Annotated in this window: 1 pseudogene; it reads right to left on the bottom strand. The window is 48.8% G+C overall.

Annotated features, from left to right (window positions below):
- Positions 1-113: 113 nt before the first annotated feature.
- Positions 114-1,733 (bottom strand): annotated as a pseudogene (locus GJ688_RS19565) (IS1182 family transposase).
- Positions 1,734-1,842: the final 109 nt, after the last annotated feature.

Here is a 1,842-nt window from a genome sequence, read left to right as displayed (position 1 = left end):
CGCAATTTGTGTAAATAATTGGGATAAGGCTACTAAAAAATACCGCATAATCCATCCAATCATGTCCCGTTTTTAGTTGTTTACCTAAAAATGGGCAGACTCCTCCCTCGGCGCTATGCCGCTTTTTTGAAGACGACACCTTGGGGAGCTTTGTCCCCCAGCTGAAGCGGATTTTGCTTATCATGGAGCAGTCGATGATAGCGACGGAAGTTTGATGACAGTGCTTTCATGCGTGCGGCGAAGGCAACATTTCGTTGGCCATGGTAACGAACCCGGCGTAACCCGTAGTGATTCACCAGTTCACTCTGTTTCGCTTCGATCCGTCCGCGAAGACGCATTTCTCGATGATATTCCTCAGTCTTTGCATAGGCCTGGGCGTCCAGGAGGATTTCGAAATAGCTGTGAATAAAGATTTGCCGTTTCTTTTTTCGTCCAAAGCATTGATTGTACCGAGGACACTGCTTGCAGGGTGGATGGTTTGCTTCGAGAATGAAGTTCCTGCCGTCCTGTACATCATTCCATTTCGTAAAGAACCGTCCGCGTGGGCAGATAAGTTCCGTATGGTCTGCATTCACTAGGAATCCTTCGGCAGCGACTTCCTCACACTTTGTTTTATAGGAAACCGGTGCGACGACTTGAATCCCTCTCTCTTGGAGTTGCTGACGGTTTTCGCCGGAGCCATAATGGGTGTCGCCAACGATCTTAGGGCTTTCGACAAGCTCAACGGGCAGTTGCTCCGCCAGAATCGGAAGGCTGTTGCCATCGTATGCATTGGCCGCCATGGCTTCGGCTGCGGCCACGAATCCAGAATCGCCCACTTCAACGGTAGCGACCTTATATCCTCGCCACTTGATTTTCCCTTTACATCCAAACCGCGCTTCCACATCGACGGTCGACGCCAAGATATCTTTCACCGAACCCGGTGGTGCCATCTCAATACTTCCATCAGACGCACGAACGATTCGTTCATGAAGAATCCGGCACAGCACCAACGCGTGGTTCACCACCATTGGCTGGGTTCGCCAAGGTCCCTCGGACGCTTCTAACCATGTCAATAATTCCTCGGCCTCCGAAACGACTTCGGCCAATCGTGTATCTTTTTCAGACTTGTTGAGTTTATGCTCTTTTCGTTCTTCGATGGTTTCCAAGTATCGGGTGGCTTTCGGTCGACTCGCGAGTGCGCTCCATTCAAAGGCATACTCCTTGGAAAGGAACCGCACAATTTGACGCATGGCTTGACGGATGAGTTCGATCGCCGTCGGGGTACTGATGGCGGCAAAGCAATGGGTGGTATCGGTAAGAAACGGTTCGTCTCCTTTTAATACCCCTAGGTAATACATCAACCGGATAAATCGATCTAAGTAGACCTTGTCGAGATTGTTTTTTACCATTCGCTACCGATGAACACAAAAACTCGCGTGGTCGATACCCGGTTCATCTAACGCCATCCCTAAGGCATACTTCACTTCTACATTGACCCGTGTCTGCACTTCCATGCCACGATCACTTTCATCGAGCATTTGTTGCAACAAACAGGCCAATGTCATGCGAAGTGCGTAATGACTCGGGCGTCCGTTATCTTCACAGTACAACCCAGAAAAATCTTCCGATTGAATGAGAATTGGTGCGTATTCCCGAAACAAGCGAAAAACGGAGTCCTGGGGAACCAACCGCTCCCAAAGCCCCTCATAATCGAAGAAGCTTCCTTGATTGGATGTATCAAAACGGTACATGTGGTCATCTCCATTTCTGTCGATTCGACAACTCCTATATCCATTCGACATAAAATGGAAAAATCCTTTAAAGGTTCATTGCTTTATGGGTGGCTTTTTAGACAGACTC

It is taken from the genome of Heliobacterium mobile (genome assembly GCF_009720735.1).
Lineage (GTDB): Bacteria > Bacillota > Desulfitobacteriia > Heliobacteriales > Heliobacteriaceae > Heliobacterium > Heliobacterium mobile.
Note: the sequence above shows the minus strand (reverse complement) of the source record. Positions and strands in the feature narration are given on the sequence as shown.